Raw genomic sequence first — 7968 nt, forward strand, 5'->3', positions numbered from 1 at the left:
GGGACGGTGAGCGCGTCCGCCGTCAGGCCGCCACCGGCTGCTTGCGCCCTGCCGACGCGGCCTGCGCACCCTCGCCCGCGCCCTCGCCGCCCGCCCCGGCCGTCGCGCCCGGGGCGGGCTTGCGCAGCGTCTTGAGGGCCACCACCAGCGCGGTCGTCACGCACGTGCCCGCCGCGATGGCGATCAGATACAGGAACGGGTTGCCGATCAGCGGGACCACGAAGATGCCGCCGTGCGGGGCGCGCAGCGTGGCGCCGAAGGCCATCGACAGGGCGCCGGTGAGCGCGCCGCCGACCATGGAGGCGGGGATGACCCGCAGCGGGTCGGCCGCCGCGAACGGGATCGCGCCCTCGGAGATGAAGGAGGCGCCCAGAACCCAGGCGGCCTTGCCGTTCTCCCGCTCGGCCCGGGTGAAGAGCCGGCCGCGCACGGTGGTCGCCAGGGCCATCCCCAGCGGCGGCACCATGCCCGCCGCCATCACCGCGGCCATGATCTTCATCGCGGAGTCGCTGGGGTCGGAGACCGCGATTCCGGAGGTGGCGAAGGCGTAGGCGACCTTGTTGACCGGGCCGCCGAGGTCGAAGCACATCATCAGGCCGAGCAGCGCGCCGAGCAGGACGGCGTTGGTGCCGCTGAGGCCGCTCAGCCAGTCGGTCATGCCCTTCTGGGCGGAGGCGATGGGCTTGCCGACCACGACGAACATCAGGAATCCGACCACCGCCGAGGAGATCAGCGGGATCACCACCACGGGCATGATGCCGCGCAACGCCGGGGGGATGCCGACCCGTTGGATCGCCATCACCACGCCACCGGCGAGCAGACCCGCCACCAGACCACCGAGGAAACCGGCGTTGATGGTGAGAGCGATCGAACCACCGACGAAGCCGGGGACGAGACCGGGCCGGTCGGCCATGCCGTAGGCGATGTAGCCCGCCAGGACCGGGACCAGGAAGCCGAAGGACACGACGCCGATCTGGAAGAGCAGCGCGGCCCAGCTGTCACCCTGGGACCACACGAAGTGGTCCATGACCGACGGCGCCTTGTTGATCTTGTAGCCACCGATCGCGAAGCCGAGGGCGATCAGCAGGCCGCCGGCGGCGACGAACGGGACCATGTAACTCACGCCGGACATCAGCCACTTGCGCAGCCTGGTGCCGTAGCCCTCGCCGGAGTCTCCGGCCCGCTCGACCGGTGTGCCGCCGGACGCCGCAGCCGAGGTCACCTCGCCGCGCGCGGCCTTCTCCCGGACCTCGCCGATCAGTTCGCCGGGCCGGTTGATGCCCGCCTTGACGCCGACGTCGACGGTCGGCTTCCCGGCGAAGCGGTCCTTGTCCCGCACGGGGACGTCATGGGCGAAGATCACACCGTCCGCCGCCGCGATCACGGCCGGGTCGAGCCGGGTGAAACCGGCCGAGCCCTGGGTCTCGACGACCACCTCGACGCCCGCCTCACGGCCGGCGTTCTCCAGCGACTCGGCGGCCATGTAGGTGTGCGCGATACCGGTGGGGCAGGAGGTGACGGCGACGATCCGGAACGGACGCTCCTCGCCGGCGGGCGCGGCGGCATCGGGGGCCGCGGATGCCGCCGGTGCGGTGGTGCCCGCCGCGGCGCCGGGGGAGGCCGCCCCTGACGCCGCGGCGGAGTCTTCGGAGGTGCCGGACGTGTCCGCGGACACCTGTGCGCTCTCGCTCCGGGCGGCCGCCTCGGCCGGAGTCTCGTCCCCGCGGATGAGCGCCGCCGCGGTCGCCGCGTCGCCCGCCGACCGCAGCGCGCCGGTGAACTCCGCGTTCATCAGCTGCCGGGCCAGCGAGGACAGGATCGTCAGATGGGCGTCGTCGGCACCGGCCGGAGCGGCGATCAGGAAGATCAGGTCGGCGGGCCCGTCCGGCGCGCCGAAGTCGATGCCGGCGGCGCTGCGCCCGAAGGCGAGCGTCGGCTCGGTGACATGGGAGCTGCGGCAGTGCGGGATGCCGATGCCGCCGTCGAGACCGGTCGGCATCTGCGCCTCACGGGCCGCCACGTCGGCGAGGAAGCCCTCCAGATCGGTCACCCGGCCACGGGCCACCATCCGCTCGGCGAGGGCGCGCGCCGCGGCTTCCTTCGTGTCGGCGGACAGGTCGAGGTCGACCAGATCCGCGGTGATCATCTCGCTCATCGCGGGCTCCTTAGCGCGCGTATCGCCCGGTGGGTGGAGTGGGCGGGGTGGGGACGGGGTGGAGACGGGAGTGGGAGCGGGGGGTGGGGAACGGGGGTGCGGGTGGCGGCGGGGGCTCGGAAGGGGAGGGGTCCCGGGGCGGAGGCCCGGCAGGGGCCCGGAGCGGGGGCGGTCATGACACCGGCTCCGTCAGGGCGCGGTCGACCGGCACCTGCGCCGTGACCGTGACCGCCGCCGGGTCCAGGTCGTCCGGGGTCGGCATCACGCTGCCGGGCAGCCGTACGGCGGCGGCGCCGTGGGCGACGGCGGAGGCCAGGGCCTCGGGGCCGGTGCCGCCCGCGATCAGGAAGCCGGCCAGCGAGGAGTCGCCGGCGCCGACATTGCTGCGGACGGCGTCGACGCGTGCGCTGCCGTACCAGGCGCCCGAGCCGTCCACGAGCAGCTGTCCGTCGGCGCCCAGGCTGGCCAGCACGGCGCGCGCACCCAGCCCGCGCAGTTCCTCGGCCGCCTTCAGCGCGTCGCCCACCGTGGCCAGGGGGCGTCCGACGGCCTCGGCGAGTTCCTCGGCGTTGGGCTTGACCACGTCCGGGCCCTCGCGCAGCGCCTGCAGCAGGGCGGGTCCGGAGGTGTCCAGGGCGATGCGTACGCCGGCGGCGTGCGCCCGCGCGACCAGGTCGGCGTACCAGGACGGCGCGAGCCCGCGCGGCAGGCTGCCGCAGCAGGCGATCCAGTCGGCGCCGCGCGACTGCCGTCGCACGGTCTCCAGCAGCAGTTCCTGCTCCTCGGCAGACAGCCGCGGGCCGGGTGCGTTGATCTTCGTCAGGACGCCGTCGGACTCGGCGAGCGCGATGTTGGAGCGGGTGGCCCCGGCGACCGGGACCGGGGCGACCTCGATGCCCTGGGCGTCGAGCAGCTCGGCGACGAGGGCGCCCGGCGCACCGCCCAGGGGCAGTACGGCGACCGTGCGCTGTCCGGCGGCCGCTACGGCCCGCGAGACGTTCACGCCCTTGCCTCCCGGGTCCACACGCTCGCCGGTGGCCCGGACGACCTCGCCTCGGTCGAGGGCGGGCACCTCGTAGGTGCGGTCCAGGGACGGGTTGGGGGTGACGGTGACGATCATGCGCGTACTACTTCCGTGCCGCCACGTTCGATGACGGCGGCATCCTCGGGGCTCAACCCGCTGTCGGTGATCAGCAGGTCCACGTCGCTCAGGTCACCGAAGCGGGCGAAGTGCTCCTGGCCGTGCTTGGTGGAGTCGGCGAGCAGCACCACGCGGCGGGCGGCGGCGATCGCCGCGCGCTTCACCGCGGCCTCGGCGAGGTCGGGGGTGGTCAGACCGTGTTCGGCGGAGTAGCCGTTGGCGGCCACGAACAGCACGTCGGCGCGGATCTCGCCGTAGGCCCGCAGCGCCCAGGCGTCCACGGCGGCCCGCGTACGGTGCCGTACGCGGCCGCCGACCAGGTGGAGCTGGAGGCCGGGGTGGTCGGCGAGGCGGGCCGCGATGGGCAGCGAGTGCGTGACGACGGTGAGCTCGGCCTCCAGGGGCAGGGCGGCGGCCAGGCGGGCCACCGTGGTGCCGGCGTCGAGGATCAGCGTGCCCTCGGTGGGCAGTTCGGCCAGGGCCGCCTTGACGATGCGGTCCTTCTCGTCGGCCGCCGTGGACTCGCGCTCGGTGAGGTCCGGCTCGAAGTCGAGGCGGCCGACCGGAATGGCACCGCCGTGCACCCGGCGCAGCAGGCCGGCCCGGTCGAGGGCCTTCAGATCACGGCGGATCGTCTCCGCCGTGACCTGGAACTCCTCGGCGAGCGACACGACGTCCACCCGGCCGCCGTCACGGGCGAGCCGGAGGATCTCCTGCTGTCGCTCGGGTGCGTACATGTCCGTTTACCTCCGACCGATGCCCGAACTTGTGGTTTCGGCTGAGGCTACGCCCGGATTTCCGGAAAGTAAACAGGTTCGGGCCAGGAACGGGCACGATCGGACTTCGGGTGGGCTTCCGGTCGGACATCCGGGGCCACGGCCCGGATACGCCCATGAAGGCAGCCGCGTACGACCGAGACCCGCGTACGGCAAAGAGCCCGGTACCGCGATCGGTACCGGGCCCCTCCACCGGACGTGCTCAGCCGACGAGCTCCGGCTCGGAGTGCGACTCCGACTCCCGGGCCTGGTCCGCGGGCTGCTCACCGGCGCCCTCGACATGCTGGGCCGGGCGCCTGGGCAGAGCGGCCATCAGGGCGAAGATCACGACCAGCACCGCGGCCACCCAGAGCAGCGCGTGCCGGAAGGCGTCGACGAAGGCCGGACCGACCTGGGCCGGCGTCAGCCGGTCCCCGATCTCCCCGAAGAACACCACGGACACCAGGCCGAGCCCCAGCGCGTTGCCCATCTGCTGGACGGTGTTGATCAGACCGGAGGCCGAACCGGCGTGCTCGCGCGGCACCTCCGACAGCACCGCGTCCGTCAGCGGCGCGACGATCAGGCCCATGCCGACCCCCATCACCACCAGCGGAAGCGCCATCTGCCAGGGAGCGATGTGCTGGCCGTACCGTCCGGACTCCCAGACGTAGAGCAGCACGCCGACCGCCATCAGCAGCGCGCCCGCCTGGAGCACCTTGCGGCCGAAGCGCGGGACCAGCTTCTGCACCGACATCCCGGCCGCCACGGACACCGCGATCGAGAACGGCACCCCGGTCAGGCCCGCCCGCAGCGGGCTCCAGCCCAGACCGACCTGCATGTACAGCGTCCAGACCAGGAAGAACACGCCCAGCGCGATCCCGAAGACCGTCTGCACGGCGATGCCCGCCGCGAAGCTCTTCACCCGGAACAGCGACAGCTCGACCAGCGGGGAACCGTCCCGCGCCGCCTTCCGGCGCTCGTACGCCACCAGCGCCGCGAAGACGACCAGCGCGCCCGCCATCGACACATACCCCCACAGCGGCCAGCCCAGCTCGCGGCCCCGGGTCAGCGGGTAGAGCAGCATCAGCAGCCCGAGCGTCACGAGGGCGACCCCGACCAGGTCCAGCTTCAGCGCGCGCGGCGCCTTCGACTCGGTGATGAAGCGGCTGCCGAGAAGGAACGCCACCACGCCGACGGGCAGGTTGATGAGGAAGATCGGCCGCCATTCGAGGCCGAACAGGTTCCACTCGGTGAGCAGCGCGCCGAGCAGCGGGCCGGAGACCGCGCCCAGGCCGACGATCGCGCCGAACAGGCCGAAGACCTTGCCGCGCTCGTGCGCCGGGAAGGTGGCGTGCACGATCGACAGCACCTGCGGGACCATCATCGCCGCCATGCCGCCCTGGAGGATCCGGGAGGCGACCAGCATCTCGGGGTTCGCCGCGAAACCGCACAGGGCGGAGGCGAGGGTGAAGCCGCCGATGCCGACGAGGAACAGCCGCCTGCGGCCGTGGATGTCGCCGAGCCGGCCGCCGGTGATCAGGCCGGCCGCGAAGGCGAGCGCGTAACCGGCGGTGATCCACTGGATCTGGCTGAAGGACGCGCCCGCGTCCCGCTGTATCGAGGGGATCGCGATGTTGACGATCGTGACGTCCACGAGGTCCATGAAGGCCGCGGTCATCACGATCGCCAGCGCGAACCAGCGACGGCGGTCGGCGGTCTGCGCCGCACTGTCGGGGGAGGTTGTGGTTCCGGTGGAGGTCATGGACCACAAGCTAGGACCCCTCTAGGTCAGACCATGTCCTAGATGTGCGGCATCCTCGTATCCATGACGACGGACACACCGGCCCGGCTGTTCCAGCTTCTCTCGCTGCTGCAGACGCCCCGCGAGTGGCCCGGCGGCGAGCTCGCCGAGCGGCTCGGGGTGTCCCGGCGCACGGTGCGCCGGGACGTCGACCGGCTGCGTGAGCTGGGCTATCCGGTGCAGGCGACCAAGGGCTCCGACGGCGGGTACCGGCTGGTCGCGGGCAAGGCGATGCCGCCGCTGGTGCTCGACGACGAGGAGGCGGTGGCGATCGCGGTCGGGCTGCGCGCGGGGGCCGGGCACGCCATCGAGGGCGTGGACGAGGCCTCGGTGCGGGCGCTGGCGAAGCTGGAGCAGGTGCTGCCGGCCCGGCTGCGTCACCGCGTCTCCACCCTCCAGGCCGCGACGACCCCGCTGACCAGCGGTGACGGCGCGAGCGTCGCGCCGGAGACGCTGACCGTCATGGCGTCGGCGATCGCGGGCCGGGAGCGGCTGCGGTTCGCCTACCGGGCCGGCGACGGCACCGCGACGCGCCGGCTGACCGAGCCGTACCGGCTCGTGTCGACCGGGCGGCGCTGGTACCTCGTGGCGTACGACGTGGACCGGGCGGACTGGCGGACGTTCCGCGTCGACCGGGTGAACGAGCCGTTCGCGACCGGCGCGCGGTTCGACCCGCGCGAGCTGCCGACCGGGAACGCGGCCGAGTATCTGCGTCAGTCCATGCAGCGGCGGCAGGAGACGTACACCTTCTCGGTGGTCTTCGAGGCGCCCGCCGAGGTCGTCGCGGAGCGGCTGCCCGCCTGGCTCGGCGCCCCTGAGCCACTGGCGGACGGCGGGTGCCGGCTGCGGGCCACGGCCGGGGACACGGTCGAGTGGCTGGCGGTCCGGCTGGCCATGCTCGGCCACCCGTTCACGGTGCAGGAACCTGCGGAACTGGTGGAATGCGTACGGGCATTGGGGGCCCGCCTGACGCGCGCCGCGGACGGTGATCCGCGGCGGGCGTGAAGGTGCCCGCGCGGGGTGCGGTAGCGGCCGTGACGATGACCGGCGGGTGCCGCGGTGGGCGTGACAGCAGGTCAGGCGTGCGGTCCGGGCTCGGGTCCATGCCCAGGTTCGGGCTCGGGTCCATGCCCAGGTTCGGGCTCGGGTCCATGCCCAGGTTCGGGTTCGGTCTCCCAGGCGAAGTCCCGCAGGGCCGCGAGGTTGCGCAGGGCCAGCGCGGCCGGGCCCTCCGGGCCGTCGGCGGCCGCTTCTCGGGTGGCCCAGACCTCAACGGCCACCCGTACGGCGGCACTCGCCACGGCGGCGGAGAAACGGAGCCCCGAGGCGACGGCCCCCGACGCGTCATCGGCCCTGCCATGGGCGGCGGCCTCGGCAACGTTGTCGCGGGCGCCCGTCCGGGTCGCCAGCACCTCCGCCAGTGCCCGTTCCGCGTCACGGCAGACGTCGGCCCAGACCTTGCGCACCGCCGGGCTGGTCCCGGCCAGGCGGATGAGGGTACGGACCCACTGCCAGGAGGTGGCCGAGACGCCGGCGCCGGGGGTCAGGGCATGGCGCACCGCGTGCGCCAGGGCCTCGGGCACGGGGAGTTCGGCCGGGGCCGCTCGCACCGCGTCCGTCCACCGCTGTGCGCCCGCCGCGTAGAGCGGAGCCACGGCCTCCTCCTTCGTTGCGAAGTAGCGGTAGAAGGTGCGCGGGGCGATGCCGGCGGCCCGGGCGATGTCCTCGGCGCGGGTGGCGCGCAGGCCCTGGGTCACGAAGAGACGGGCCGCCGCTCGGGCGATCTCCATGCGCGTGGCGGCCTTGCGGCGCTCGGTCAGGGAGGAGGGCTTGCGGGGAGCGGAGGTGGAGCTGATCACGTCGGCAGGCTATGCCCGTGTGGCAGAATCTGCCATCTGGGCGGGCCACCCCGGGGTTCAGGTCCGGGGTGCCCCGTCTGTCCGGCACGCCCGCACCCGCCGTCCCGGGATTCGCCTCGACCCCCTCGTGCAGAAGGGCGGACAGAAGGCGGACAGAAGTAGAGCCGGGCTCCGACGCCCGGGGGGGTGCCCCTATGTCCTTCGTCAAGCTGTCGTGATGATGGCTGGCATGACGGATGAGGTGCAGGGCTCGGGCC

General features: G+C 73.5%; 6 protein-coding genes. 1 reads left to right on the top strand and 5 read right to left on the bottom strand.

Annotated elements, in window-relative coordinates; translation table 11 throughout:
• Positions 1-22 precede the first annotated feature (22 nt).
• The 4 genes from IE318_RS12785 to IE318_RS12800 form a co-directional block, all read right to left on the bottom strand.
• Positions 23-2155: a PTS fructose transporter subunit IIABC gene (locus IE318_RS12785; protein WP_189899749.1), complete on the bottom strand. Its 2133-nt coding sequence runs from the start codon at positions 2153-2155 to the stop codon at positions 23-25.
• A gap of 172 nt (positions 2156-2327) precedes the next feature.
• The gene (pfkB, locus tag IE318_RS12790; protein ID WP_189899752.1) at positions 2328-3275 is read right to left on the bottom strand and encodes a 1-phosphofructokinase; all 948 of its coding nucleotides are present in this window, start codon (positions 3273-3275) and stop codon (positions 2328-2330) included.
• On the bottom strand, positions 3272-4033 hold the full coding sequence (locus tag IE318_RS12795; protein WP_189899754.1) for a DeoR/GlpR family DNA-binding transcription regulator: 762 nt from the start codon (positions 4031-4033) through the stop codon (positions 3272-3274). The genes pfkB and IE318_RS12795 overlap by 4 nt, the downstream gene beginning before the upstream one ends.
• Positions 4034-4274: 241 nt before the next feature.
• The gene (locus tag IE318_RS12800; protein WP_189899756.1) at positions 4275-5813 is read right to left on the bottom strand and encodes an MFS transporter; all 1539 of its coding nucleotides are present in this window, start codon (positions 5811-5813) and stop codon (positions 4275-4277) included.
• A gap of 63 nt (positions 5814-5876) precedes the next feature.
• Between IE318_RS12800 and IE318_RS12805 the strand changes: the two genes are divergently transcribed.
• On the top strand, positions 5877-6857 hold the full coding sequence (locus tag IE318_RS12805; protein WP_189899758.1) for a helix-turn-helix transcriptional regulator: 981 nt from the start codon (positions 5877-5879) through the stop codon (positions 6855-6857).
• A gap of 71 nt (positions 6858-6928) precedes the next feature.
• Here the strand turns inward: IE318_RS12805 and IE318_RS12810 are convergent, their stop codons facing one another.
• Positions 6929-7642, bottom strand: coding sequence for a TetR family transcriptional regulator (locus tag IE318_RS12810; RefSeq protein ID WP_189899786.1), 714 nt, complete (start codon positions 7640-7642; stop codon positions 6929-6931).
• Positions 7643-7968 lie beyond the last annotated feature (326 nt).

The sequence above is a fragment of the Streptomyces spiralis genome, assembly GCF_014654675.1.
In the GTDB taxonomy this organism is placed as follows: Bacteria; Actinomycetota; Actinomycetes; order Streptomycetales; family Streptomycetaceae; genus Streptomyces; species Streptomyces spiralis.